Annotated in this window: 28 protein-coding genes; 11 read left to right on the top strand and 17 right to left on the bottom strand. The window is 65.9% G+C overall.

Annotation, left to right across the window (positions count from 1 at the left end; all coding sequences use genetic code 11):
* Positions 1-152: 152 nt before the first annotated feature.
* Both GNZ21_RS04625 and GNZ21_RS04620 read left to right on the top strand, forming a co-directional pair.
* Positions 153-1,079, top strand: coding sequence for an ABC transporter ATP-binding protein (locus GNZ21_RS04625; RefSeq protein WP_157321793.1), 927 nt, complete (start codon positions 153-155; stop codon positions 1,077-1,079).
* Complete coding sequence (locus GNZ21_RS04620; protein WP_157321791.1) at positions 1,076-2,209, top strand: ABC transporter permease; 1,134 nt, start codon at positions 1,076-1,078, stop codon at positions 2,207-2,209. Before GNZ21_RS04625 ends, GNZ21_RS04620 begins: the two co-directional genes overlap by 4 nt.
* 2 nt (positions 2,210-2,211) lie before the next feature.
* Here the strand turns inward: GNZ21_RS04620 and GNZ21_RS04615 are convergent, their stop codons facing one another.
* The 12 genes from GNZ21_RS04615 to arsB form a co-directional block, all read right to left on the bottom strand.
* On the bottom strand, positions 2,212-4,137 hold the full coding sequence (locus tag GNZ21_RS04615) for an NHL domain-containing thioredoxin family protein (protein WP_157321788.1): 1,926 nt from the start codon (positions 4,135-4,137) through the stop codon (positions 2,212-2,214).
* Between the two features lie 66 nt (positions 4,138-4,203).
* On the bottom strand, positions 4,204-6,246 hold the full coding sequence (locus GNZ21_RS04610) for a cytochrome c oxidase assembly protein (RefSeq protein WP_229659436.1): 2,043 nt from the start codon (positions 6,244-6,246) through the stop codon (positions 4,204-4,206).
* Positions 6,239-6,424, bottom strand: coding sequence for a hypothetical protein (locus tag GNZ21_RS04605; RefSeq protein WP_157321784.1), 186 nt, complete (start codon positions 6,422-6,424; stop codon positions 6,239-6,241). Before GNZ21_RS04605 ends, GNZ21_RS04610 begins: the two co-directional genes overlap by 8 nt.
* Before the next feature lie 110 nt (positions 6,425-6,534).
* Positions 6,535-6,819: an HU family DNA-binding protein gene (locus tag GNZ21_RS04600; protein ID WP_044493282.1), complete on the bottom strand. Its 285-nt coding sequence runs from the start codon at positions 6,817-6,819 to the stop codon at positions 6,535-6,537.
* 240 nt (positions 6,820-7,059) lie between these two features.
* Positions 7,060-7,365, bottom strand: coding sequence for a 30S ribosomal protein S14 (rpsN, locus tag GNZ21_RS04595; RefSeq protein WP_157321783.1), 306 nt, complete (start codon positions 7,363-7,365; stop codon positions 7,060-7,062).
* Between the two features lie 2 nt (positions 7,366-7,367).
* A complete protein-coding gene (gene rpmG / locus GNZ21_RS04590) occupies positions 7,368-7,535 on the bottom strand; it encodes a 50S ribosomal protein L33 (RefSeq protein WP_150460872.1) in 168 nt (55 codons plus the stop codon).
* Positions 7,535-7,771 carry a 50S ribosomal protein L28 gene (rpmB, locus tag GNZ21_RS04585; RefSeq protein WP_157321781.1) on the bottom strand — a complete coding sequence of 79 codons (237 nt, stop codon included), beginning with the start codon at positions 7,769-7,771 and terminating at the stop codon, positions 7,535-7,537. Before rpmB ends, rpmG begins: the two co-directional genes overlap by 1 nt.
* A gap of 299 nt (positions 7,772-8,070) precedes the next feature.
* Positions 8,071-9,369 carry an HNH endonuclease signature motif containing protein gene (locus GNZ21_RS04580; RefSeq protein ID WP_188503550.1) on the bottom strand — a complete coding sequence of 433 codons (1,299 nt, stop codon included), beginning with the start codon at positions 9,367-9,369 and terminating at the stop codon, positions 8,071-8,073.
* Between the two features lie 56 nt (positions 9,370-9,425).
* Positions 9,426-10,637 (bottom strand): MFS transporter, encoded by a 1,212-nt coding sequence (locus GNZ21_RS04575; RefSeq protein ID WP_157321776.1) that lies wholly within the window; start codon positions 10,635-10,637, stop codon positions 9,426-9,428.
* Positions 10,638-10,642: 5 nt separating this feature from the next.
* Positions 10,643-11,881: an FAD-dependent oxidoreductase gene (locus tag GNZ21_RS04570; protein ID WP_157321774.1), complete on the bottom strand. Its 1,239-nt coding sequence runs from the start codon at positions 11,879-11,881 to the stop codon at positions 10,643-10,645.
* Entirely contained in the window at positions 11,881-12,303 is a 423-nt protein-coding gene (locus tag GNZ21_RS04565) for an arsenate reductase ArsC (protein ID WP_157321772.1), read from the bottom strand. The genes GNZ21_RS04570 and GNZ21_RS04565 overlap by 1 nt, the downstream gene beginning before the upstream one ends.
* Before the next feature lie 36 nt (positions 12,304-12,339).
* Entirely contained in the window at positions 12,340-13,458 is a 1,119-nt protein-coding gene (gene arsB / locus GNZ21_RS04560; protein WP_268234816.1) for an ACR3 family arsenite efflux transporter, read from the bottom strand.
* 93 nt (positions 13,459-13,551) lie between these two features.
* On the opposite strand from arsB, the gene GNZ21_RS04555 reads away from it, so the two are divergent.
* On the top strand, positions 13,552-13,956 hold the full coding sequence (locus tag GNZ21_RS04555) for an ArsR/SmtB family transcription factor (RefSeq protein WP_157321768.1): 405 nt from the start codon (positions 13,552-13,554) through the stop codon (positions 13,954-13,956).
* Here the strand turns inward: GNZ21_RS04555 and GNZ21_RS04550 are convergent.
* Entirely contained in the window at positions 13,938-14,366 is a 429-nt protein-coding gene (locus GNZ21_RS04550; RefSeq protein ID WP_157321766.1) for a DUF4345 domain-containing protein, read from the bottom strand. The genes GNZ21_RS04555 and GNZ21_RS04550 overlap by 19 nt on opposite strands.
* Positions 14,367-14,414: 48 nt before the next feature.
* Between GNZ21_RS04550 and GNZ21_RS04545 the strand changes: the two genes are divergently transcribed.
* Positions 14,415-15,014 (top strand): TetR/AcrR family transcriptional regulator, encoded by a 600-nt coding sequence (locus GNZ21_RS04545; RefSeq protein ID WP_157321763.1) that lies wholly within the window; start codon positions 14,415-14,417, stop codon positions 15,012-15,014.
* 13 nt (positions 15,015-15,027) lie between these two features.
* On the opposite strand, the gene GNZ21_RS04540 is transcribed toward GNZ21_RS04545, so the two are convergent.
* The 4 genes from GNZ21_RS04540 to GNZ21_RS04525 are packed head-to-tail and all read right to left on the bottom strand — an operon-like array spanning position 15,028 to position 19,062.
* Positions 15,028-16,083 carry a YdcF family protein gene (locus GNZ21_RS04540; RefSeq protein ID WP_229659435.1) on the bottom strand — a complete coding sequence of 352 codons (1,056 nt, stop codon included), beginning with the start codon at positions 16,081-16,083 and terminating at the stop codon, positions 15,028-15,030.
* A gap of 26 nt (positions 16,084-16,109) precedes the next feature.
* Positions 16,110-16,631 carry a DUF3830 family protein gene (locus GNZ21_RS04535; protein ID WP_188503549.1) on the bottom strand — a complete coding sequence of 174 codons (522 nt, stop codon included), beginning with the start codon at positions 16,629-16,631 and terminating at the stop codon, positions 16,110-16,112.
* Positions 16,632-16,633: 2 nt separating this feature from the next.
* Entirely contained in the window at positions 16,634-18,067 is a 1,434-nt protein-coding gene (locus tag GNZ21_RS04530; RefSeq protein ID WP_157321760.1) for an amidase, read from the bottom strand.
* Positions 18,064-19,062, bottom strand: a complete 999-nt coding sequence (locus GNZ21_RS04525) for a D-2-hydroxyacid dehydrogenase (protein WP_157321758.1) — start codon at positions 19,060-19,062, stop codon at positions 18,064-18,066. Before GNZ21_RS04525 ends, GNZ21_RS04530 begins: the two co-directional genes overlap by 4 nt.
* Positions 19,063-19,143: 81 nt before the next feature.
* On the opposite strand from GNZ21_RS04525, the gene GNZ21_RS04520 reads away from it, so the two are divergent.
* From GNZ21_RS04520 to GNZ21_RS04490, 7 genes are all read left to right on the top strand, one after another.
* The gene (locus GNZ21_RS04520; RefSeq protein WP_188503548.1) at positions 19,144-20,028 is read left to right on the top strand and encodes a maleate cis-trans isomerase family protein; all 885 of its coding nucleotides are present in this window, start codon (positions 19,144-19,146) and stop codon (positions 20,026-20,028) included.
* 13 nt (positions 20,029-20,041) lie between these two features.
* The gene (locus tag GNZ21_RS04515; protein WP_157321756.1) at positions 20,042-20,806 is read left to right on the top strand and encodes a maleate cis-trans isomerase family protein; all 765 of its coding nucleotides are present in this window, start codon (positions 20,042-20,044) and stop codon (positions 20,804-20,806) included.
* 35 nt (positions 20,807-20,841) lie between these two features.
* On the top strand, positions 20,842-21,501 hold the full coding sequence (locus GNZ21_RS04510) for a GntR family transcriptional regulator (protein ID WP_157321754.1): 660 nt from the start codon (positions 20,842-20,844) through the stop codon (positions 21,499-21,501).
* Positions 21,502-21,642: 141 nt separating this feature from the next.
* The gene (locus GNZ21_RS04505; RefSeq protein ID WP_157321750.1) at positions 21,643-22,392 is read left to right on the top strand and encodes a TetR family transcriptional regulator; all 750 of its coding nucleotides are present in this window, start codon (positions 21,643-21,645) and stop codon (positions 22,390-22,392) included.
* A 58-nt stretch (positions 22,393-22,450) separates the two neighbouring features.
* The gene (locus GNZ21_RS04500) at positions 22,451-23,389 is read left to right on the top strand and encodes an ABC transporter ATP-binding protein (RefSeq protein ID WP_157321748.1); all 939 of its coding nucleotides are present in this window, start codon (positions 22,451-22,453) and stop codon (positions 23,387-23,389) included.
* Complete coding sequence (locus tag GNZ21_RS04495; RefSeq protein WP_157321746.1) at positions 23,390-25,051, top strand: ABC transporter permease; 1,662 nt, start codon at positions 23,390-23,392, stop codon at positions 25,049-25,051.
* 143 nt (positions 25,052-25,194) lie between these two features.
* On the top strand, positions 25,195-25,383 hold the full coding sequence (locus GNZ21_RS04490) for an FAD-dependent oxidoreductase (RefSeq protein WP_157321744.1): 189 nt from the start codon (positions 25,195-25,197) through the stop codon (positions 25,381-25,383).
* The last annotated feature ends 43 nt before the right edge of the window (positions 25,384-25,426 follow it).

Raw genomic sequence — 25,426 nt, 5'->3', positions numbered from 1 at the left:
GCCTTGTACTGCCCTGAGCTTATCGAACTGTAGGCGGGAGTGTCGTCAGATACCTCTTGAGGATGATGCAACAGGTGCCACGGCGCCAGTAAGGTTGCTTGCCGGAAGCAAACAACAGCAGCACTTAGGGACGGATAAGGGGTTTCACCGGAATGCTGGAACTGCACGAGATCTGCCGGGGCTTCTCCGGAAAACAGGTGCTCCACGATGTCAGCCTCACTGCCGCACGGGGTCAGCTGACAGGTTTCGTGGGCGGCAACGGCGCAGGAAAAACCACCACGATGCGGATCATCCTGGGTGTGCTCGCCGCGGACTCCGGCACTATGAAGCTCGACGGCGCCCAGCTCGGGGCCACAGCCCGCTCCCGGTTCGGCTATATGCCCTCAGAGCGCGGCCTCTATCCCAAGATGAAGATCGCCGAGCAGATCACCTACCTGGCTCGGCTGCACGGGTTCAGCAAGTCCGAGGCCACTGCCCGTGCGGAGGATCTGCTGGGTCAGCTCGGTCTGGGCGAGCGGCTGAAGGACCCGCTGGAGGCGCTGTCCCTGGGCAATCAGCAGCGGGTGCAGATCGCGGCGTCCCTCGTCCATGATCCAGATGTGCTGATCCTGGACGAACCGTTCTCCGGGTTGGACCCCTTCGCCGTTGATTTGGTGCTCAGAGTACTGGTGGAACGAGCCCAGGCGGGTGCGGTGGTGCTCTTCAGCTCGCACCAGCTGGATGTGGTGGAGCGGCTCTGCGATGATCTGGTGATCATCGGTGAGGGTAGGATCCTGGCCGCTGGGGAGCGTGAGCACCTACGACGCCGCCACGGCACACTGCGGTACGAACTTGCCTCGGAAACCGATTTGGGCTGGGCGGCCACCCAGCCGGGAATCCTCGTCGACTCCCAGGAGGAGAACCGGATCCTGTTCCAGGCGGAGTCCGAAGTGGCACAGCAGCTGCTCAGTCAAGCGGTGCAGCGCGGGCAGGTCACAAAATTCGGTCCGGTGCTGCCCACGCTGAGTGAGATCTTCCGCGAGTTCACCACTGACTCCACTGACCCCGCCGCTGAGAACGCCCAGGAGGCCGCCCGATGAGCACCCAGAGCAGCACCCCACAGGCTGCACCGAGCACCCGATTGGGCACTATGGCCGCCACCCGATTGGTGGCGGGGCGTGAGATCACCACTCAGGTGCGCTCCAAGTCTTTTGTCATCTCCACGATCATCACTGTGGTGATCATTGTGGGCGGCATCTTCGCGATGAGCTTCTTCGGCGGGGGGGATGATGATCCCAGCCCCGTGGCGGCCGTTGAGGTGCCCGCCGAGGTGGTCCAGGAGATCGAGGGCTCCGGATTCGAAGTCACTGAGGCCGGCTCCATGGCCGAGGCTGAGCAGCTGCTGCGCGATGGCGAGGTGGACGCCATCGTCACCCTGGATCCGCAGTCCCCGGTCGGGGTGCATCTGATCGGTCTGGACGACCTTCCGATGGGCGCCGCCCAGCAGCTCTCAGTGATGCCCACGATGGATGTGCTGGAGGGCGATGCCGCGGACTCCATGATGCGCTACTTCGCGGCCATGGGCTTCGGTCTGGTGTTCATGATGGTGGCCATGGGGTCCGGGGTGATGATCCTGCAGAACACCATCCAGGAGAAGCAGAACCGGATCGTGGAGATCCTGCTCTCCGCGATCCCGGCCCGGGCCCTGCTGGCGGGCAAGATCCTGGGCAACTCGATCCTGGCGATCGGCCAGGCCCTGATCATGGGGGCCTCGGCGGTGCTGGGGCTGCTGATCTCCGGGCAGACTGAGTATCTGCAGATGCTCTCCTGGCCGATGCTGTGGTTCGTGCTGTTCTTTGTGCCCGGGTTCGTGCTGATCGCCAGCGTGTTCGCCGCCTCGGCCTCCCTGGTCTCCCGGCAGGAGGACTCCGGCTCGGTGATGACCCCAGCGATGATGCTGGTGATGGCCCCCTATTTTGTGGTGCTGATCTTCATGAACAATGACTTCGCCATGCTGGTCACCTCCTACATCCCGTTCACCGCGCCGGTGACCATGTCGCTGCGGCTCTTCGACGGTGGGGTGGCCTGGTGGGAGCCGCTGGTTTCGATGGGCATCCTGGTGGCCACCACCGCACTGGTCATGGCGGTGGCGGCTAAGATCTACACCCGCTCGCTGCTGCAGATGGGCCAGCGGGTGAAACTGAGCGCCGCGCTGAAGTCCTCAGACTGAGGCTATTTGACCCCGCGGAGGTCCAGCGTGAGTGCCGTATCGCCCTCAGGGTTCAGCGTCACGGGGATTCCCCAGTCCTGCTGGTAGAGGTGGCAGGCGGCGTGCATGGGGATCTCCTCCCCCGGGGCCCCGTCGCAGGCTGCGGCACGGGCTGTGATGTGCAGGACGCCCTCGGGAACTGCAGGGTTCAGCTGAAGCTTCCGGTTCAGGCCCTCGGTGGTCCCGGCACCGGAGAGGATCAGCTCCGGCGGAGTCGCCGAGACCTGCAGCTGGGTCGGATCACCCCATCGGTCATCGAGCTTCTGCCCGGTTGGAGCCTGGAAGCTCACGGTCAGGCCGAACTCTCCTGCTGCCACCGGGGTCCGGGGCCGCTGGGTCTGGGTCGCCCCCTCATCGACCGTCAGATACTCCTCAGGCACCGCGATACGCACCAACTGGTGAGCATTGGTCTCCACCACCAGCAGAGACTCCCCATCTGCATCCAGCAGCACATCTGAGGGTTCCTTGAGCCCTCGGGCCACCGTGGAGACCTCGGCCGGGACCAGCGTGCCGTCTGCGGCGGAGTGCTCGCCCCGGTAGCGGCGGATCGCGCCGTTGTAGGTATCGGCCACCAGCACGGAGCCGTCCGGCAGGCAGGTGACTCCCAGCGGGTGCTGCAGCCGGGCGTAAGCAGGCTCCCCGTCGCGGAACCCGAAGTCGAAGAGTCCCTGCCCGATGATGGTCTCCACTGTGGGGGACTCGGCGTCGGCTGAGGTGCGCAGCACGCGCAGCGCAGAGGTCTCGGAGTCGGCGATCCAGATGTCCCCGGCGCTGTCCTCTGCCAGACCCGAGGTCTGGGCGTACCAGGCCTGCTCGGGGGCGCCGTCGGTCAGACCCTCGAGCCCGGTGCCGGAGCAGACGGCAAGCTCCCCGCTGGCCGGGTCGAAGCTGAAGATCTGGTGGGTGCCTGCCATCGCCACCACCACCCGTCCGAGTGTGGCTGACCAGAGGACATCCCAGGGTGAGGACAGCGAAACATTCAGCGGGTCGGTGCCCAATGATCCTGTCGGCTGCTCAGCGCGGGTGCGCTCAGTGTCCAGCAGCCGCTGCACGCCGTTGCCGGCCAGGGTGGTGACCTCGCCAGTGACGGTGCTGATACCGCGCAGCCGGTGGTTCACGGTATCGGCCACGACCACGTCATAGCCGACCTGTTCTGCCAGCTCGGCCGGCAGCAGGGTCAGCCCCTGTGGTTCGTTGAACTGCGCGGCCTCGGCGGGTCCGTCAGCATACCCCTTCTCACCGGTGCCCCATGTGCGGATCACGGTCTCCAAGTCGGCTGCCAGCTGAACGATCCGATGGTGGCCGGTATCGGCAACCAGGAACCCCTGCGGCACGGGCACGGCCTTGCCCGGGAAGCGCAGGGTGCGGCTGACCGGCTCCGGGGCCACATAGGGGCCATCTCCGCGGTGCAGGGTGCCCTTGGCCTCGTGCTCGGCCACCAGCTCCTCCACCAGGGAGGTCAGCCCCGCCACATGCCCCTCCCCGGAGAGGGAGGCGGCGATGTACCCCTCCGGGTCCACGACCACCAGAGTGGGCCAGGCGCGGGCGGAGTAGGCCTGCCAGGTGATCAGCTCGGGATCATCCAGCACCGGGTGCTCGATCTCATAACGCTCCACTGCGGCGGCGATCGCCTCGGGATCGGCCTCATGCTCGAACTTGGGCGAGTGGACCCCCACGGTGACCAGCACCTCTGCGTACGTCTCCTCCAGCGGACGCAGCTCGTCCAGCACATGCAGGCAGTTGATGCAGCAGAAGGTCCAGAAGTCCAGGATCACGATCTTGCCGCGCAGCTCCTCCAGGCTCAGCTGCTTTCCCCCGGTGTTCAGCCAGGCCCGGCCCAGCAGCTCAGAGGCACGCACGCGGGAGGTGCGGCGGATCGTCTCAGTCATTCTGTGTGCTCCCATTCGGTGATTCTGATGGTGGGGCGTCGTCGTTATCTGTTGAGTCAACCAGGCTCAGCGCCGATCTGTTCCGCGTTGAGCCATCTCCTCAAACATGCGGTTATAGGCTTCCAGCTCAGCGTCCCCGGTACGGTCGGCCTCCCGGTCCAGGCGCTTCATCTCGCGCTTATCGTCCTTGGCCCACTGGATGCAGGCGATCACGCCCAGCAGCACCGCCGGGATCTCGCCCAGGCCCCACATCAGCTCGCCCCCGTTGTGCTGATCATCGATGGCCGGGAACCAGCCATGGCCCATATTGCCGAACCAGTCTGGTTGGATGAGCTGCTCCGATGACATCAGGGCCACCGCAAAGAAGGCGTGGAAGACCATAGTGGCCAGCAGGATGATCACCCGGGCGAAGTGCGGCGGGCGGGAGGGCAGCGGGTCACGGCCGATGATCACCAGGGCGAAGATATAACCGGTGAGCAGGAAGTGCACGGTCATGAACACATGTCCCAGGTGGTACTCCAGGGCCCAGCCGAATACCGGGGTGTAGTAGAAGAGCAGGATCGAGCCGGCGAAGTTCACCGCCGCGACGATCGGATGGGTGATGATCTTGGACCAGGTGGAGTGCACCAGCCAGAGGATCCATTCCCGGGGGCCGCGGGTTCCGTCCTGACGGACGGGAAGTGCCCGCATCGCCAGAGTCACTGGGGAGCCCATCACCAGGAAGATCGGCGCGACCATTGTCAGCGTCATGTGCTGAATCATGTGCCCCGAGAAGGTCACCATTCCGTAGACCGCCGGCCCGCCGGAGGTGACCCAGAGCAGCACCGCCAGACCGAACAGCCAAGCCACGGCGCGCATCACCGGCCAGCTGATGCCTTTGGCCCGGACCAGTACGACGGCGCGGACGTACCAGATTGCCAGGAACAGAATGACGGCCACCCAGAGCCAGTCGAAGCGCCAGAGCGTGAAGAAGTTGGCCAGGCCCGGCTCGGGGGGCAGATCGTAGCCGGTGAGCTGACGGGCGGCGGTGGCGTCCGGAGGCAGCTCCTCGGGCACCGGCGGGGAGGTGCGGCCCAGCACGGCGCTGATGCCGATCACCGCAGACATCACAGCGACCTCCACAATGATCAGCTGCCAGAGCAGCTTGGCCCTGCCCGGAAGCCTTCTGATGACCCAGCTGCGGTGGGCGAAGCCGATCCCGGCCAACACCAGGGTTGCCACAGCCTTGGCCAGGAGCATGAGCCCATACTCCGTGCCGAAGAGATCCCCGAAGCCGCTGACCCTCAGGCCGGCGTTGATGAGCCCGGAGGCTGCCACGGTGACCAGGGCCAATCCGGCCAACACCGAATACCGGCGCAGCAGGGTGCCGAGGATCTCGGAGCCTGCCTGGTCCTTAGCAGTGCGGGAGATGTCCGGGGCCAGCAGAGCCAGGACGATCAGCCCGCCGACCCAGACCACCACGCCCAGCAGGTGTAGGCCCAAAGAGTTCACCGCCGCGGTGTGGTCATCCCCGGAGGAGGAATGGCCCACCATCGCCATCGGCACGATCGCACACAGCCCCAGCAGCCCGGCAGAGCCCACCGCTGCGGGCTGGCGTACCGCGGCCAGCAGGGTGGCGCAGCTGCCGGCGATTAGCACGATGGCCAGCCACGCCTGGCCGGTGGCGATGTTCAGGGCGTAGTCGAAGAACCCTTCTGAGAAGGCCTGGTCTGCAGAGAGCCGGAGCCCGGCGAGGTCGGAGAAGGTCAGCACGAGCACGGCTATGGCCGCAACCGTCCAGACCACCGCGGCGGTCATGCCGATCTGCAGGGCGCGGCTGTAGAGCGGATGCTCGGTCCCCGCGTTGCGGTTCTGCCGGTCGCGCGGACCGGTGCGGGAGGGAATGGCCACGGCAGCGAGAATGGCGGCTGCCACTGCCGTGGCCATAGCCAGGTGGTGGATATAGCGGGCGGCGGGCAGCCCCCAGCGGGTCAAAGCGCCGGTATCGGTCATCAGGCCGGCTTCGCCGATGCCGGTGAGCGTCCCGGCGATGATCAGGGCCAGCAGGCCGGTGCAGAGCGCCGCGGCGGTCAGCGGCAGCGGGGCCGCCCACAGCCGCCGATCAGTCATCCGGGGTGTCCTCATCGCGGCGCCACTGCTCGGACTGCCTGATCTTCTTCCACATAAGGACCATCACAGTGGCCACCACCACAAACGCGCCGGCGGCGAAGAGGATCGGCGCCCAGCCTGGTGCATCGACCTCCAGGGCGGGCTCATCACTGAGAAGCAGCAGGGCGGGCCAGTACATACACAAATTCTACAACCGATAGAAAACAACGACGCCGCCTACCCACGTCCTCCATAAGAGGCAGGGTGGCGGCGTCGTCGTCTGTCAGTCAGTGAGTCAGTGAGTCATGCTCACTTGCCGGAGGCAGCAGCCTTCAGCTTGGAGCCGGCGGAGAGCTTCACGGAGTAGCCGGCCGGGATCTGGATGGTCTCACCGGTCTGCGGGTTGCGACCAGTGCGGGCGGCACGCTCAGTGCGCTCCACGGAGAGCCAGCCGGGGATGGAGACCTTCTCACCCTTGGAGACCTGCTCGGTGAAGACCTCGAAGACGGCGTCCAGCACGCCGTTGACGGCGGCCTGGGAGTTGCCGGACTTCTCTGCGACGGCTGCGACGAGTTCGCTGCGGTTCAGTGCCATGTGTTTGTCCTCCTGGACTGATCATTGCTGTCCCGTAGGGCCGAACTTCCCCGTGATTCCGCGGATCCCGGCCTTTCTTAGGCTTTCAGTCTGGCAACTTACCACGCTCTCCAGTCCAAACCGGCATAGAACCGCGGTTTTGGGGCGTGTTTCCGGCAGTTTCGTCTGTTAGCGGACGCAGAACGGGGCCCCACCCGAAGGTGAGACCCCGTCCAGAGCTACCGGATCAGCTGCGGCTGATCACCAAGAGGACTTGGTGATTCCGGGCAGCTCGCCCCGGTGCGCCATATCGCGGAACCGGATACGGGAGATGCCGAACTTCTGCAGGGTGCCGCGCGGGCGGCCGTCGATCGAGTCGCGGTTGCGCACCCGGATCGGGGAGGCATCGCGGGGCAGCTTCTGCAGACCCACGCGTGCGGCCTCGCGGTCCTCATCAGAGGCGTTGGGGTCAACGAGGGTCTTCTTCAGCTGAGCGCGCTTCTCCGCGTAGCGCTCAACGATGACCTTGCGCTGCTCGTTCTTTGCGATCTTGGACTTCTTGGCCATGATCAGCGCTCCTCTCGGAAGTCGACATGCTTACGGACAACCGGGTCGTACTTCTTGAGCACAATGCGGTCAGGGTTGTTGCGGCGGTTCTTGCGGGTCACATAGGTGAAGCCCGTGCCGGCGGTCGACTTCAGCTTGATGATCGGGCGTACGTCCTTTGCCTGTGCCATTAGAACTTCTCACCCCGCTTCAGCATGTCGGCGACGACTGCGTCGATGCCGCGCGCGTCAATGGTTTTGATGCCCTTGACCGAAAGGTTCAGGGTCACTTTGCGGCCCAGGGAAGGAACCCAGTAGGTCTTCTTCTGGATGTTCGGGTCGAACCGGCGCTTGGTGCGACGGTGTGAGTGGGAGATCTGGTTGCCGAACTGCGGCCCCACTCCCGTCACCTGGCAACGTGCTGCCATGATCACTCCTCTTGTGGATATTAGGTACTTTGATGCTGTTTTCAGGTCGGGCGGTCATGCCCGGTTTTCGGGTGCGCGAACGCCGACCCTATTTACCGCACCGGTACGAGGACGACCAGGCTGGGTGAGATCCAACCGAAGCTGTCTGCGCACACGCAAGTAGCGTGGACGGTGCAAAAGTTGATTGCGCTGGCCGTTTTCCGGCGCTGAGCCCCGCAGGTGGGCACAGCACGGCCAAGCAGACAAAGATCTATAGTAGCCGCAAAGGCCGTGGTGCCGCAACGCGCAGGGCTCAGGGCTCAGGCTGCTCGTGCTTCTGCTCGAGGTTCAGGCCGGTCAGCCCCAGCGTCAGGGGGTTCGCGGGGTGGTGCAGGCAGGTAGCCATGGGATTTCATCTTGTGGTGCCTGCGGCACAGGGCCCACAGATTCTCCGCGCTGGTGGGACCGTCCCGGTCGTAGGGAACGATGTGGTCGAGGTCGCAACGTTCTGCCGGGGCCGTGCACCCCGGAGCTTGGCATATGCCGTCCCTGAAAATGATGGCGTCTTTGAGCCGTTCGGGGGCGAAGCGACCCGAATAGACCACCGCGAGGATGTCTCGGTCGGCACCCCGGGTGCTCTTCCGGGTGAGGGCGGCGTACCACTCATGCTCGGCACCTGGATCAGTGGCGAGCTTACGAATATCTGCTGCCGGCAGCACCCAGGAGCGATCGGCGCCCAGGGCTGGTTCATTGCTCTGACCGGTGAGCGTCTCTTCTGAGACCATCACGCAGATTTTGGCTGAGACCGGGGCACCGTAGCAGCGCCCATCCCGTAGCCAGGCGCTGAAGAGGTCCGCTTCCTTCTGCGCAAGGGTGCGGTCATCGCCCTCCGCTGCGCCCGGGTGACCGGCGGCTTCACCGCCGGGCCGGGAGTCCTGCTCCTCGTCTGCCGGTTGGGGGAGGTTCATTGACCGGGCGACGGCCTTGAGCCTGCGCTGGAGGGCAACTGCCTCAGCTGTGGGAATCAGCGCTTCGATGAAGCTCATCCCGTCGTCGAGATGCTCGATTCGCACATACCTGTCCTCCTTGGCCCGAGCTGCCCGCTGTTCGTACAGCTGCGCATCGAGCTCAGGTATCCGGCGGGCCAACCAGTGCTTCAGCTCCCCGGGGTTCATCGCTGCGGCCAGCTGTGAGACCTCCTGGTCCAGGACGGCCAGCAGGTCCTCCCGGTCAGCAATGGGGACTGTGGCAGCAGCAACTTTGCGAAGCCGGTCCAGGCACACCGCCCCAGCCTGGAATCGAGCCCACAGAAGGGGCAGCACCTCTCTGACTTCCGCGGCCTGGTTGAGGATGATCGTGGCAGTGCGCTCACCCAGGCCCAGCAGCAGGCCCGCATCACGAACCGCGGCCTGGTCCGCAGCTGATCGGGCAAAGAGGTGCCGGCCAGCTGCCTCTTCCCGGCACCGGTTGCGGTAATCCAGCAGGGCACTGAACTGCCTGGCGGTCTCCCGGCGGGAGGCCACTGCGTGGTCCCATGCCAGAGCCAGCTCCGGGATGTCTGCCAGATGGCTTAGGTTCTCCGGCAGCTCCGGATCGGGGAATCCGTGCTCGTTGTCCATGTGATTAACGTTACTAAGACCCCCGGACATGCTGATTGTCCGGCGGGGACCACCGACTATTCAGTCTGGGTCGGTGCCCCACGAGGGACGGAGAAGAAGAGCGCGACGACGCCCGCCGCACCTACTGCAGCCAGCACCAGGTACATCGCCTCCCAGCTGCCCATCAGCTCAGCCAGCCAGGCTCCTGCCGCTGGGGCGATGGCGATGGCGAACATCACCGGAGCATTGAAGACCCCGGAGAGCCGGCCATAGGCCCGGGTACCCCAGCGGTCAGTCACCGCAGTGGCCTTCAGCAGGGTCGAGATCCCCCGGCCCACCCCGGCACCCATGGAGATGGCGATCAGCCAGACCGCATTGGTCCAGTCCAGTGCCAGTGCTGCGGTGGTCACTGCCACCAGGCTGTAGATCAGCACGGTGCGGGCCCGCACACTCATGCCGCGCTCCATGGCCCAGTAGAACAGACGCCCCAGCACCTGGCCGAGCCCGCCCAGTCCCAACACCCAGGCGGCCAGGGCGGAGTCCACCCCGCGGGCGGTGAGCATCGGCACCAGGTTGATCATTGCGGCGAACATGGCGAAGGATCCCAGGGTCAAGCCGAGGGTCATCAGCAGATAAGGGCCTGAGCGCATCACCCGGCGGGCATAGCGGTCCTCCGCCGCGGCGCCCTCGTCTGCTGCCCCTGCGGTGTGCTGTTCGTGCCGTGGCCAGGGGCGGCGCAGAATCACCGCATGCATCGGCACCGTGATCACCGCGAATGTCACCCCCAGAATGAGGTAGACCTGCCGCCAACTGAAAGCCTCAGCCAGCGCCTCGGTCACCGGGGCGAAGACCGTGCTGGCCAGCCCGCCGATCAGCGTGATCACAGTCAGCGCGAAGACCCGCCGGGGGCCGTACCAACGTGTCACTGCGGCAAAGGCCGGCGGATAGAGCGTCCCGGTCATACCCACCCCGGCCAGCAGCCAGCCAACCAGGAACACCCAGTAGGTGGGCGCCCACGCGATGAGCCCCACGGCCAGTGCCCCGATCACCGAGCCGGCGGTCATCACCAGGCGTGGGCCCCTGCGGTCCAACAGCTTGCCCGCCGGGATGCCCAGCACTGCCGAGACCACCAGGCCCGCGGAGTAGCCCACTGTGGTGGATGCCACCGACCAGCCGGTGTCCTCTGCGATCCTGGCCGAGAGCACTGGGAAGGCGTAGTAGAGGATCCCCCACGCGGTGATCTGAGTGATGCACAGCCCGGCCAGAATGACAGGCAGGGTGGGGCGCATACCTCTCATTCTGCGGCACAGACCCCAGTTGCCGGGAGATTGAGCTCCCGCGGGGCGGCGTTATCACCTGCCAGATGCGCCGCGATGGAGCGGACCTGCTCGTAACCGGTAGCCAGCAGGAAGGTCGGGGCACGGCCGTAGGACTTCATACCCGCGATGAAGAATCCCTCCTCCGGATGGGCCAGCACCTCAGCCCCATGGGCCGGAACCGTGCCGCAGGAGTGCAGCTGGGGATCGATCAGCGGCGCGAGCCGGACCGGAGCCTCTACTGCCGGGTCCAGGTCCAGGCGCAGCTCCCGGAGAATCCCCAGATCAGGGCGGAAGCCGGTGGCGGCGGCCAGGGCGTTGACAGTCTCCGAGTGCCCAGCATTGAAACTGACCCGCAGTGCATCCTGGTGGACATCCAGGGCCCGTACCTCGGCTGACCTGATCAGCGTGATCCGCCCTGCCTCCACCAGTCTGCGCAGCCGCTGGCCCAGGGCTCCGCGCTCGGGCAGCTCGTCCTGGTCCCCGCCGCCGTAGCTGCGCTGGGGACTGTCCCGGCGAATCGCCCAGAGAATCTCGGTCGCCGGTTCCTCGCGCTTCAACGCTGCCAGGTTCAGCAGGGTATTGGTGGCACTGTGCCCGGAACCCACCACCAGGACCCGCTTCCCGGAGACCCGGTCCCGATCAGTGCCCAGCACATCGGGCAGTGGGCCCAGCAGATGAGGTGCTGATGCGGCGTCGCCCTCTCCGGCAGCCGGCAGCCCGGCAGCACCCAGCGGGTTGGGACTGTCCCAGGTCCCGGAAGCATCGATGACAGCGCGGGCCTGAATCTCCAGGCATCGCCCCTGCTGGAGAGCATGGATGAGGAAGGGCTGTCCCTGCCGGGCTGAAGTATGGGTCTTGTCCCGGCTGCCGCGGCTGATCCCGGTGACCCGGGCGCCGAACCGGATGCGTTCTCGAAGCGCCGTGCTGCGGGCCAGCGGCTCCAGGTAGTTCTGCACGAGCTGATCCCCGCTGGGCAGCTCAGTGGGGCGCGGGGGCTGCCAGTCCGTGGGGTCCAGGAGACGGCGGCAGGCGGCGTCGATTGTGTACTGCCAGGGGGAGAACAGCCGGATGTGCCCCCAGTGGCTGACTGCAGCCCCGGCGTGGTCTCCGGCCTCAAGCACCAGCGGCTGAAGGCCTCGTTCCAGCAGATGAGCGGCGGCGGCCAGACCCACTGGGCCGGCCCCGATGACGACGACGGGGTGTGTGGTGTCCATCAGGCGCCAAGGGAGCCGATCAGCTCCTGGACCCGGGCACGGATCTGGTCACGGATCGGCCGGACTGCTTCGAGATCCTTACCGGCGGGGTCCTCCAGCGGCCAGTCCTCATAGCGTTTGCCAGGATAGTAGGGGCAGTCGTCCCCGCAGCCCATGGTGACCACCACATCTGATTCCTGCAGCATATCCGCGGAGAGTTCATTGGTGCCCCGCCCGGAGATGTCGATGCCTACCTCGGCCATCGCCGCCACGGCCACCGGGTTGACGGCCTCGGCGGGCTGAGTGCCACCGGAGTAGACCCGGACCCGGTCACCGCCGAGTTCCCGGAGGAACCCCGCGGCCATCTGAGATCGCCCGGCGTTGTGCACGCAGACGAAGGTGACAGTAGGCAGATGCTGAGCTGCATCGGTGTGCGAGTTCATGGCTTTCTCCTTTGGTCGGGGTGAAGGGGTGTGACTTCAGACGGTGGTGGGCGGGGTATGGGCGATAGTCGACTGACCGCTGGCCCCGGTGCGGTAGAAGAAGCGGCGGGCCCAGAGCGCTACGTAGACCAACCCCACCAGTACCGGGACTTCGATGAGCGGGCCGACCACCCCGGCCAGAGCCTGGCCGCTGGTGGCACCGAAGGTGGCGATTGCCACCGCGATGGCCAGCTCAAAGTTATTGCCCGCTGCGGTGAAGGACAGCGTGGTGGTGCGCGCATAGTCCATGCCCAGCAGCCGGCCGATCACCATGGAGGCGCAGAAGGTCACCACGAAGTAAATCAGCAGCGGCACCGCGATCCGGGCGACGTCCAGCGGCCTGCCCATCACCTGTTCCCCCTGCAGCGCAAAGAGCACCACGATGGTGAACAGCAGTCCGTAGAGGGCCCAGGGGCCGAGCTTGGGCAGCAGCCGTTCCTCATACCACTGACGGCCGCGGGCTCGCTCGCCGAGCACCCGTGTGAGGAAGCCTGCTGCCAGGGGGATTCCGAGGAAGACCAGCACTGAGACGGTGATCGCCCAGATGGAGAACTCCGCGCTGGTGGTCTCCAGTCCCAGCCAGCCGGGCAGGACTTGTAGGTAGAACCAGCCCAGTACGCCGAACATGAAGATCTGGAAGACCGAATTGATCGCCACCAGCACAGCTGCGGCCTCGCGGTCTCCGCAGGCCAGGTCGTTCCAGATCAGCACCATGGCGATGCAGCGAGCCAGGCCTACGATGATCAGCCCGGTGCGGTACTCGGGCAGGTCCGGCAAGAAGATCCAGGCCAGGGCGAACATGAACGCTGGGGCCAGCAGCCAGTTGATCGCCAGCGAGGTGATCAGCAGCTTCTTATCGCGCAGCACCAGGTGTGTATCCCCGTAGCGGACTTTGGCCAGTACCGGGTACATCATCAGCAGCAGCCCGAGGGCGATGGGCACCGAGACTCCGGCAACCTCCACTGCATGGAGCAGCTGGCCGACCCCGGGGGCGAGCAGCGCGATCAGCAGGCCCAGGCCCATGGCTGCCAGAATCCACACCGGCAGGAACTTGTCCAGCACAGAGAGCCGGGCGACGACGGGAGCCGCTTCAGGGGCAGTGGCTGTTGAGGGCACAGGAACCTTTCCCAAGAATATTGACGTCTGTCGATATACGAGTATGCTCTCATACATCGATAAACGTCAATCTAGCCAGCTGCGGGGGCCTCGATGAGCACATTGATCCACGAGTCAGCAGCCGAGTGCTGCACAACTCCAACGTCCTCCACTCTCGATCCGGAGCGGGCAGCGGACCTGGCTGCCCGATTCAAGGCGCTGGGGGACCCCAACCGAATCGCCCTGCTCTCGCTGATCGCCGCCGGTGAGAACGCTGAGGCCTGTGTCTGCGATATGACCGAGCCGCTGGGCCTGGGCCAGCCGACAGTCTCGCACCATCTGCGGATCCTGACCGATGCCGGGTTCCTTACCCGCGAGAAGCGCGGCACCTGGGCTTACTACTCCATCGTTCCGGGCGCGTTGGAGAGCCTCTGCTCTGAGCTTTGCGCTGACTCCGGCCTGGGCTCCATGCTGCAGGCCAGCCGCACCGTCAAAGACGCTCAAGAACCCTGCTGCTGAAGCTGTGCCACCGGCGAGAGGCGGCGAGCCCCGCCCCGCGTGACCCTCCAGTGCCACCAGATCACAGCCGGGACCACCACCAGCTCCAGGACGATAGTGCCGATGAAGATCGGGTGCGGCCAGTCAGTCTGCACCACTGACCAGAGCCGGGCCAACCCGCCCAGGGCCGCCAGCACCAGCACAAACCGCGCAGCAGCAGCCCGCTCCACCACTTGCCACGCCGACCAGAACAGCACACCCCCGGCGCCCAGCCAGAAGACGTTGACGAATCGATACTCACTGTCCAAAGTTGCCGTGGCGGTAGTGGGTTCAGGCAGGCCGGGCGGGCCTTGAACGATTCCGTTGAGCCCGGTTGCCAGCGGAATCAGGCTGAGAACGATCAGCACAACGCGCAAAATCTGGACCGACACGGGCTCCCCTCACTTCAAAATCTCCTGGTAAGTGAGTAGTCTCTCACCATGCCTACTCCAGCACAAGGTTCTACTCGCGATCAGCTCATCGCGGCCGCTGCCCAACTGTTCTCCGAACGTGGTGTCAAAGCCACCAGCACCGGGGAGATCCAGCGGGCGGTGGGACTAGCTCCAGGCTCCGGGGCGCTGTACAAGCACTTCTCCTCCAAGGACGAGCTGCTCGAGGCGGTAGTGAGTGCCTATCTGGACCGTCTTGATGCTGAAACGGATGAGGTATTGGACGTGCTTCCGAATAATCTGGAGAGCGCACTCCCCCTGGTGGCTGCTGCAGTCGGCGAGTCCATGGGGCGGGAGCGGAACACACTGCGGCTGGTGCTTCGAGATCTGGAGCATCGCCCGGATCTTGTCGAAAGGGTCTGGCACTCAGTCCTGGTGGCAGTCCCAGGCCGCTTCGCCACCTGGGTGCAGCGCGCTGAGACGGCGGGAGCCGCCAGGCCGGGCAGCACAGACCAGGCTGTGGTGCTCATGGCAGCGCTGATGGAGGCGCACACTGTGAGAGCCCTGGTGGATCAGGACTTCGCCAGCGTGTTGAACGGCACCTTTGAGGAAGCCTGGGTCACCACCGCCTCGCGGGCGCTCTCCCCCTAGTCACATCACCTGATCAGCCGTCGAGAATCAGCCACATGCCGAAAATCGCGGCCACCAGCAGCAGGAAGGGTGCGAACAGCACCGCGTGAAGAACACGGTGGCCCAGCATCACAGCGGCGAATTCGCGCAGAAACGCGCTGGGCACATAGTAGAAGGCCGTCTTGGCCCCCACCGCCTCGATGTCCAGCTTCAGCCGCCGGGCCAGCAGGGCGGCTCGCAGGGCGTGGTAGTTGTTAGTGACTGCGACTGCGGGACCCGGGCGGGCGGCGTCGTTCTGGATCTGGGCGGAGAACCGGAGGTTCTCCTCGGTGGTGGTGGCCCGGTCCTCCACCAGAATCTGCTCCCCGGGGATGCCCCGCTGGAGCAGGTATTCGGCCATCACCTGACCCTCGGGCCTGGATTCGTCAGAACCTTGACCGCCGGAGGGGATCATCAGCGGGGCAGGATGGCCGGCTGCCAGGGTGTCGCGATAGACCCCGATCGCCCGGTCCAGGCGGGCGCGCAACAACGGCGGGACCCACCCGTTGATGACCTGGGCACCCAGGATGACCACTGCCTGCGGCACCACTTTGGCGGTAGAGCGCCCGTAGACCCAGGCGTAGACCAGAACCACCAGGAAGCAGGCAGAGAGGTAGCCGGTCAGGAAAAAGATCAGCACCGCCAGCGCCACCCCGGCCGCGGAGCCCGAGATCAACAGCCATACGCAGGCAATCGGCGCGGCCAGCAGCCCCAGTCCAGCGATCAGCGAGAGCAGATTCCTCAGGCTGCGGCTCTCTCTGCGGAGCATGGTCAGCCCGTTGGTCAGCAGGAACAGCACCAGGACCAGATAGCCCACGGGCAGCAGCACGAACAGGCCCAGCAGGGTCAGGGCCAGCGGAGTGGTGTACCCGAGACCACCCTCGGTGCGGGGGACCTCACTCAGGGCCAGCCAAGCCAGGTCCACCAGTCCGAATACGGTCAGCAGCACCCCTGCTACCAGCAGCACACCGTTGCGCAGCATGCGGCTATCACGGCGGCGGAAGAACCAGTACAGGGCCAGAAGCACCGCGCCGAGGGCTAGGGAGATCACCGAACCAGCCTAGCGGCGGCCCTGGGTCAGTTCTCCTCGAGGCGCGCGAAGCTCAGGGTCTCCCCCCGGGCGCCGTCCATCCAGATGGACTGGCAGGCCTCCGCCAGCTCCGCCAGGCCCTCAGTGATGGTGGCGAAGACATTGCCGGGAATCCAGCCCTGATCACCGTTGATCAACAGGTTGTTGCGCCCGTAGAACACCGCGAGGTCCACAATGGCTTTACGCTGCACCGGATCCTGCGCCCGGACATCGGCGGCCTCCTCGTAGCCATAGGCGGGGTTGCCCAGATCATCGGAGTCGAAGGCGAAGTAGCACACATCCCCCGGGATCGGGGTCACTGTGGTGTTCTCCTTGCCGGGTTCGGTCGCGGCAAATGCCGGCACCAGGTTATAGATCTCATTGCGGGCGTACTTGCCGTGGTATACCTGCCCGGACTGGGGCAGGGCATCCCAGACTGCGGCGCAGGTGCGTGGGGCGGCGTCGTCGAGCAGCTTGGCCACTGCGGTGACTCCGCGCTTCTGCAGGGTGATGGTGATGTAGCGGGTCACGCTCAGTCCCCCGTTCCGGCAGCGGACGGGGCCACCGGGCGGGAGAACCGCGCTCCCGAGGCCTGCTCATAGGCGTGGGCGGCGCGCAGCACCAACCGGTCCTGGGTTCTGGCGGCCACAAACTGGATGCCCACGGGCAATCCGTTCTCCGCGATCCCGCAGGGCACTGAGGCGGCCGGCTGCTGGGTCATGTTGAACGGGTAGGTATATGGCGTCCAGGAGGTCCAGAGCTCGGACTTCCACCCCGCAGGGGCCTGCCGCGTGCAGTCGAAGGATGTGATCGGCATCGTGGGAGTCACCAGCAGATCGTACTGTTCGTGGAAGGCCCCCATGATCACACCGAGGTCCATCCGCACGGCGGTGGCGGTGAGGTAATCCAGGGCGGTGGCATCCTGGTACTTCTCGATGCCCTCGCGCAGCCCGGGATCGATCTGACCGAGCGCATCGGGGCCGAAGACCTCCAGCACCTTAGCGGCGCCGGTGAACCACAGCACGTGGAAGGGCTCGGCCGGATCAGCGATCTGCGGGTCCACCTGCTCCACGGTGGCCCCGGCCTCCTCCAGCACTTTGACGGCCTCACCGACCAGGCGCTCAACCTCGGGATCGTTCTCACCGAAGCCCAGCGTGGGCGAGTAAGCGATGCGCAGCCCGGCGATGCCGTCCTCCAGCCCGTCGGTGAAGGACCCCTGCGGCGTCGGCAGCGCCGACCAGTCCCGGGAGTCGAAGCCGGAGATGATGTCCAGCAGCAGGGCGGTGTCCTTCACGGTGCGGGTCATCGGACCGGCGTGGGCCAGGGTGCCGAACGGCGAGGAGGGATACATCGGCACGGTGCCGTAGGTGGCCTTGATCGCCACAGTGCCGGTGAAGGCCGCCGGGATGCGCACTGATCCGCCGCCATCGGTGCCCACCGACCAGGGGCCCATCCCAGCGCCCACGGCCGCTGCCGCTCCGCCGGAGGAGCCCCCAGCGTGGGTGCTGGTGTCCCAGGGATTGGAGGTGACCCCCGAACGCAGGCAGTCAGTCACACCCTTCCAGGCGAACTCCGGGGTGGCAGTCTTGCCCAGCAGCACCGCGCCGGTCTCGCGCAGCCGGGCCACACAGGGCGCGTCGGCATCCCAGGGGCCGGCCTCATCGATGAGCTTGGTGCCGCGCAGGGTGGGCCAGTCCTTGGTGAGGAAAATGTCTTTGATGGAGGTGGGCACCCCGTCGCCCGGACCCAGGGTCTCCCCCGCCTTCCACCGCGCGGCCGAAGCCTCAGCGGAGGCCAGCGCGGACTCACGGTCCACCAGCACAAAGGCGTTGAGGGCGGCGTCGTGCTTCTCGATCCGCTCCAGGGCAGCCTCGGTGGCCTCCACCGGGGAGAACTCCCCGGCTGCGTAGCCGGCGAGCAGTTCGGCGGCGGTCAGTTCGGCGAGGTCGGCAGGGGTCTGGGTCATCTGTTCTCCTTCCGCGGCACGAAGCCGGCGGCCTTGTCCACCACATTGATCAGCTCTTCTCCGGCCAGCCAGCGTTCGGCGTTGGCCAGGAACAGCTCGGCCAGAGCTTCCCGCCAGCCGTGCACATCCCCGGACATATGGGAGGCGATCATCACGTTATCCAGCTCCCAGAGCGGCGAGTCCGCCGGCAGCGGCTCCTCGGTGAACACATCCAGCGAGGCGAAGCCCAGTGGCCCGTTCTGGAGCGCCTCGATGAGGGCGGGCTCATCCACGGAGGCACCCCGGCCGATGTTGACAAAGTGGGCTCCCGGCTTGACCGCAGCCAGGGTCTGCGGGCCGATCAGGTTCCGGGTGGCCGGGGTCAGCGGAGCGGCGTTGACGATGATGTCGAACTCGCCGATATGCTCGGGCAGCTCAGCAGAAGGCAGGACGACGCCGAAGTCGGGGTCATCAGTACGCGGGGTGCGGCCTGCCCCGGTGACCGCGATACCCACAGCGCTCAGCAGCCGGGCGATCTCCCGCCCAATGGCTCCAGGTCCGATGACCAGGGCGCTGCGGCCCTGCACGCGCTTGGTCTCGCGGCGATCCCAGGTCTTGGTGGACTGGTTGCGGTAGTTGCCGGCAAAGTCCTTGGCCTCGGCGAGCACCGCGCCGAGCACCCATTCCGCGATCGGCCGGTCGAAGATCCCCTGTGCGTTGGTGACCACCACATCGGAGGTGTTGAGCTCCTCGAAGAGCAGCTTGTCCACCCCGGCGGCGGCCACGTGGATCCACTGCAGCCGGTCAGCATGGGGCCAGGCGGCCTGCAGCGCACCGGAGAAGAAGTCCCAGAGGAACAGGGCGTCGGCCCCGGAGATGTCCTCCGGGAGCTGCTCGGCAGAGGTGAAGCGGATCTCAACGCGCCCCTCCAGTGCTTCGAGTCCCGGAGGTGTGTGGTGCGGGGTATCCGGATCGGCGGGTCGCAACACCGTAAGCACCGGGAGAGGCTCAGACATGGGTGTAACATTAGAAACTCCATCTGCAGATTGTCAACAATCCTGCAAGGCACCTGATCGCCGTCTCCAAAGGGGTCCCTTATGACACCCAAACACACTGTGCACACTCCTGAAGACCGCTCGCCTCTGGCAATCCCCGTGGGCGCAGTGGTTCCCTATGACATGGCCCTGGACCGGGAGCTGCGGCAGTTCTCCCAGGATGAGTACGGGTTCGAGCAGCTGGATCTTCTGTTCACCCGGACTCCCTTCCAGCCTATGGCGGTCACCGTGGAGCAGGCCCGGGAGATATCCCGCCCGGATCAGATCGCTGATGCCCTGCGCGCCACCTCCGCCACCGGCCCGGCCGGCTATATCTACGGCTGCACCTCGGGCAGTTTTGTGCGCGGACTGGCCGGGGAGCGCAGACTGGCCGAGACCATGGCAGCCGCCGGGGCGGAGGCCGCTGCCGCTGCCCGCTTCGCTGTGGACACCGCCGGAGCCTATGACTCCACCAGCCCGGAGCTGGCCGCCCAGCCCTTTGCGGTGACCACCTCGGGGGCGCTGCTGGAGGCCGCCCAGCTGCTGGGAGTCACCCGCATTGCGGCAGCGACACCCTATGACGAGGCGATCGGCGCGCTGTTCGGCCGGTTCTTCGCCGAGGCCGGGATGCAGCTGGTGCATACGGCGAACCTGGGGCGCAGCGGCCGGATCTGGACTGTGCCCTGGGAGGTCACCTATGACCTGGTGCGCGCCGCCGATCACCCCGAGGCCGAGGCTGTGCTGGTGGCCTGCACCAATCTGCCCACTTACGAGATCCTGGACCAGCTGGAGCAGGACCTGGGCAAACCAGTTCTCTCGGCCAACCAGACCACAGTCTGGTCGGCACTTCGCCAGGCCGGGGGCCAGTACGCCGGCCCAGGATCGGCCCTGCAGCAGACCGGCCGGAGAAGCCCTGAGACCACCTCTGTCCCGGCCCCCACGGCATAAGGAGCTTCCTGAGATGACCATCACCGTCGGCATCCTCTATCCCGGCCATGCTGCCGAGGATGACTACCCCGCCTTCGAACAGCGGCTGAAGAACGACGACGCCCCACCACCGGTACAGCTGCCGGTCACCATCACCACTATCGGAGTGGATGAGCACACCCCTGAGGCCCTGCTGGAAACCGGATCCCACCACCGGCTGGCCGAGGGCACCGCGCGCATGCTGGCACAGCACCGGGTGGACTCGGTGATGTGGGCATGCACCTCCGGCAGTTTCGTCTACGGCTGGGAGGGCGCTCATGAGCAGGCCCGGAAGCTGGCTGAGGAGGCCGGCCTGCCTGCCTCCTCTACCTCCCTGGCCTTTGCCCGGGCAGTGGAGGCACTCGGTGTCAGAAAACTGGCGGTGGCGGCGTCGTACCCTGATGAACTTGCTGGCCACTTCCGGGAGTTCCTGCGCGCGGGCGGATCGGAGGTGGTGAATTTCGCAGCCCATGGGGTCTTCACCGCTGAGGCGGTCGGGCGGATGGGAGCTGAGGAGATCATCGCGATGCTGCGCGCGGTAGACGTCCCAGAGGCAGAGGCCATGTTGGTGCCGGATACCGCGATGCACTCGCTGGGCTGGGTGGAGGAGTTTGAGTCCGCACTGGGCAAACCGGTGCTGACCGCCAATCAGGTCACGGTCTGGGAGGGCATGCGGATTGCCGGGGCTGAGTGCCCGCAGCTGCCCGGACTGGGCCGGCTGCTGAGCGGGATACGGCACAGTGCGGCCAGAAGTGGATAAGATCGATTGTCAACAATCCACCGATCGGAGCAATCATGGCAGCCGCCGAGCCGTTCCAGCGCGTCAACCGGGAGTCCACTGCTGGGCTGATCACCCGGCAGCTTCGCGAGGCCATCATGTATGGCCGAATCGCGCCGGGGGCCCAACTCTCTGAAGCTGCCTTGGCTGCTCAGTTCGGGGTCAGCCGGGGCCCGCTGCGCGAGGCCACCCAACGGCTGGTCCAAGAGGGGCTGGTGCGTGCTGAGCCCAATCGCGGCCTGTTCGTCAAAGAGCTCGACGCCGCCGGCATCCGCGATCTCTACGCTGCCAGGATTGCGGTGGAGGCCGCGGCGGGGCGGATGATCATCCGTGGGCATTCCGCCGAGGCCGTGGCCAAGCTGCGGACCGCCTACGATGCGATGCAGGACGCCGCTGAGCGCGGGGAACTGGCCGAGCTCTCCGATGCTGATCTGCACTTTCACGAGGTACTGGTGGATTCCGCCGGCAGCCCGCGGCTGCAGCGGATGCATAAGACCCTGATGGCCGAGACCCGAATGTGCCTGACCGCCCTGCAGGGGACCTATCAGGACCCGGAGGACCAGGTGGCTGAGCACCGGCGGATTGCCGAGGCGATCGCTGCCGGTGACGCGGATGAGCTGGTGGAGGCGGTGGAGCTGCATATGCAGGAGGCTCTGGACCGGCTCGTGCCTGGCTGACCCAGGCTCGCCAGCTCTGAATGACACACCCTTCCCATTCAGCCTCTTGTAGGCTGAACGGCTGTTCAGCTACGGTCAGTAACAGCAGGGCTGAACGGCTGTTCAGCCACCGCCAGTTCAGACTGAAGGGAGGTGACGGTGATGGCCTATCAGTACGGTGCCACGCGGGCCCACGCGGGGCACAACCCGCTGGATGCCGCCAGTACGCACAACATCACCGGCACCGGGAACACCTCACCGCCGGAACCGGCTGCCTGCCGGATTCTCAATGCAGCGGTGGAGCTCTTCGGCGAGCGCGGGTTCACCCCGGTCACGCTGAAGGATATTGCCGATCAGGCCGGAGTCTCGGCACCGCTGGTGATCCACCACTACGGGTCCAAGGCGGGGCTGCGGAAAGCCTGCGATAGGCATGTGGCTGAACTCTTCCGGGAGCGCAAGGCTCAGGGCCTGCAGGCCGGGCTGGACGGTATGGCCAGAAACTATGCGTTCGAGGCAATGCAGGCCAGCCAGCACCTGCTCCGATACCTGCTACGGGCGTTTTTGGCCGGCGGTGAGGAGATGGACGAGCTGTTCGACCATCTCGTCGACGACGCCGTGGAGTACACCGACCAGGCAGTTGAGATGGGACTGGTGTACCCCAGCCGCAACCAGCGCAACCGGGTGGCTCTGATGCTCATGCAGCAGTTCGGCTCTCTGATGATGGCTCACCAAATGCAGCGCTACTTCGGCTTCGACCCCACCCGCGGCCAGCCTGAGGATGTCACCACCTATCTGGAGACCATCATGGAGCTCTACACCCAACCGGTTATCAACGGCGAGGCATACGCCGAGCTGCTCGGCACCGTGGATCAAGAGCGTCCCTCTTTTCCTCCAGACCACACCCCCACATAATTCACGCCCGCATCGAGCGCTCTGCTCCTCGGGCACCCTTGCAGAAAGGAACCGGCCGATGAGTGAAAGCACCCCGGTCATCTACGCCGAGAGCCTGGTCAAAGAGTTCGGCCCGGTCCGCGCCCTGGACAATCTGAATCTGAACATCGTCCCCGGAGAAGTCCATGGCTACCTGGGCCCGAATGGGGCCGGGAAGTCCACCACCATGCGGGTGCTGCTGGGCCTGCTGCGCCCGGACTCCGGCACAGTGCAGATACTCGGACGGGACCCCTGGAAGGACGCCGTCACCCTGCATAAGCGCCTGGCCTATGTGCCCGGTGATGTGGAGCTGTGGCCCAACCTCACCGGCGGTGAGGTCATCGATATGTTCCTGCGGCTGCGCGGCTCCTATAACAAGGAACGCCGCGATGAGCTGATCGAACGTTTCGACCTGGATCCGCGGAAGAAGACACGCACCTATTCCAAGGGTAACCGGCAGAAGGTCGCCCTGATCTCGGCGCTGGCCGCTGATGTGGACCTGCTGCTGCTCGATGAGCCCACCGCCGGCCTGGACCCCCTGATGGAGGCGGTGTTCCAGGAGGTCATCCACGAGGCCAAGGCCGAAGGCCGCTCGGTGCTGCTCTCCAGCCATATCCTGGCCCAGGTGGAAGCGCTATCCGACCGGATCTCGATCATCAGGGCCGGGCACATCGTGGAGTCCGGGACCCTGTCCGAGCTGCGGCATATGACCCGCACCACTATTGAGGTCGAGACTGAACGCTCAGCCCAGCCGATGGCCGGCCTGAGCTTCGTCCACGATTTCCGCACCGAGGGCGAGCGTGCTGTTTTCGAGGTGGACGGCGATCATGTCCAGGAGGTCATGGGCGACCTCGCCAGCCTGGGCGTGCGCTCCATCGTGGCCCATCCCCCGACTCTGGAGCAGCTGCTGATGCGTCACTATGGGGATGATCTCTCCGCACGCGGGGTCAGCAACGGAACGTCGAAGAAGGTGTCCTAGATGAGCACTCCAACTGTTTCTGCTGAGGCGCGTCAGGCGCCGAGTCCCGCTGCAGGCCAGGCGAGATTCGCCGGCACCGGCACGCTGCTGAGGTTCATGCTCCGGCGCGACCGGATCCGCTCTACGGCCTGGGTGCTGGGCATCGGGGTGCTGGCCTTCTACTTCGCCAACGCGATCCAACTGATCGCGGAGACCCCGGAGGAGCTGCGCTCGCTCACTGTGATGTTCGCCGATCCGATCGGGCGGATGATGACCGGGCCGGGCTTCGGCATGGAGGATCCGACCCATGAGAGGTTCTTCTCTTCAGGTTATGTCCTCTACCTCTACATCCTGATTGCACTGATGAGTGTCTTCACGGTGGTCCGCCACACCCGGGTCGAGGAGCAGACCGGCCGGGCCGAGCTGGTCCGCGCCAATGTCGTGGGGCGTCACGCCACCCTGACGGCCACTCTGGCACTGACGGTGCTGGCCAATGTCATTGCCGCCCTGCTCATCTGGGCCGCAGCCCAGGCTGGCGGTTTCGCCGCGGAGGGCTCCACCCTGGTCGCACTGGGCGGACTGGCTGTGGGACTGTTCTTTGCAGCCGCCGCCGCAGTCAGCGCCCAGCTCAGTGAGTCCTCACGCGGCGCCTCGGGGATGGCGGGCGGGCTGATCGGCCTGGCCTTCCTGATCCGCATGGGCGGTGACGCCGCGGAGCCGGGCGGCAGCGCTCTGTCCTGGTTCTCCCCACTGGCCTGGTCCCAGCAGACTGCGCCCTATGTGGAGGACCGCTGGTGGCCGCTGCTGCTGCCGGTGGGGTTCGCCGTCGTGCTGGTGTGGCTGGGCTATTGGCTCTCCACTAAGCGCGATGTCGGGGCCAGCCTGCTGCCCACTCGGCTCGGACGGGCCGCGGCGCGCCCATCCCTGGGCACCCCGCTGGGGCTGGCTGCCCATACGCTCAAGGGCGGGCTGCGCGGCTGGGGCATCGCCCTGCTGCTGACCGGCCTGATGTTCGGCAGCTTTGCACAGACTATGGTCGACGCCGCCGGGGACCTCCCTGAGGAGATGCAGCAGATATTTGCCGGAGAAGACATGATGCTGGGCTATCTGGCGTATATGGCGCTGTTCATGGCTGTGTTCATCGGGGCTGCCGGGGTCAGCGGGCTCCAGCAGCTGCGCGGCGAGGAGAACCGCGGCCGGGCGGAGTACGGCATGTCGGCACCGGTGGGCCGCACCACCTGGCTGGGCGCACACCTGACTGTGCTGGTAGTCGGTGTGCTGCTGATCCTGGTGTTGGTCGGCATCGGAATGGGGCTGGGCGCGATGGCCTCCCTGGAGGAGGACGGCGGCCAGTACTTCGGCAAGCTGATGCTGGCCGGGTTCATGCAGGCGCCTGCCGTGCTGGCTCTGATCGGCATCGTGACCGCCCTGTTCGGTTGGCTCCCGAAGATCGCGGGCGCAGTCGGATGGGTGATCGTGGGCTTCGGCGGCGTGATGTCCACCTTCGGCCAGCTGCTGGAGCTGCCCGAGGCGGTGCTGAACCTGAACATCTTCGGCCACCTCTCCGACTACCCGGTGGAAGATATCGCCTGGGCCCCGGTGGTATGGCTGACCGCCATCGGCGCTGCCGGGATCATCCTTGGCCTGATCGGCTTCAACCGCCGCGAGATCAACCGGGTATAAGTCAACAACCGTTGCACCACTGAGGTCGGGGCTCCCCTGTGGAGTCCCGACTTCAGCCCTATGTGACGAACACCTCCGGCCCGAAGGTCCTTTGAGAAGACGGAGGCTGAACGAAGGGATTACAGCGGTGATAGCCTCAACGCATGCGGTTGAGCTCAGAGTCCCAGGCCGTCGTCGTAGGCGGTGGGATTGCCGGGCTGACGGCGGCGGCGAGTCTGTTGCGCGCAGGCTGGCGGGTCAAGGTGTTCGAGCAGGCTCAGTCGTTTTCCGAAGTGGGCGCTGGACTCGGGGTCACTGAGAACGGGCGACGTGCACTAGTGGTCCGTCTCTGATTTAGCTTGCCATTTCGGTGAGTTTCGCTCGTGCTCGGCGGGT

Source organism: Nesterenkonia alkaliphila, assembly GCF_009758175.1.
GTDB classification, from domain to species: Bacteria; Actinomycetota; Actinomycetes; order Actinomycetales; family Micrococcaceae; genus Nesterenkonia; species Nesterenkonia alkaliphila.
The sequence above is the reverse complement of the archived record's forward strand: the minus strand, read 5'-3'. Positions and strand labels throughout refer to the sequence as shown.